Genomic DNA, 303 nt, shown 5'->3' with positions numbered 1-303 from the left:
ATACTTCGCTGCTAAATATGAGGCAATCATCCCGCCCATAGTAATGCCGACCAAATAAATGGTGTCACATGTTCGGTAAAGAGATAAGAGTTCTAATTCAGCGGTGGCAATCCACTCCTGATAGAGAATGCCTTTGTGCTGAAGTTCCTCCCCATGCCCCGGAAGCGTGACAGATTGTACCGTCCAATCAGTCATCTGCTTTAAATATTCCGCAAGCGGCACTACTTCATACGGGGCACCAGTAAAAACGTGTATACATAGACAGCCAATCACCCTGACACCTTCTTTGCCGATCTGATTTAT

1 protein-coding gene is annotated in these 303 nt (G+C 45.9%); it reads right to left on the bottom strand.

Translation table 11 applies throughout. The features are described 5' to 3' along the window. Positions 1 to 273: alpha/beta hydrolase (locus KVT11_RS19680; RefSeq protein WP_369009460.1), on the bottom strand; the 273-nt coding region annotated here is incomplete at its 3' end. Between the last annotated feature and the right edge of the window lie 30 nt (positions 274 to 303).

Source organism: Bacillus sp. GbtcB10 (assembly GCF_019091365.1).
GTDB classification, from domain to species: Bacteria; Bacillota; Bacilli; order Bacillales; family Bacillaceae; genus Bacillus; species Bacillus altitudinis.
Note: the sequence above shows the minus strand (reverse complement) of the source record. Positions and strands in the feature narration are given on the sequence as shown.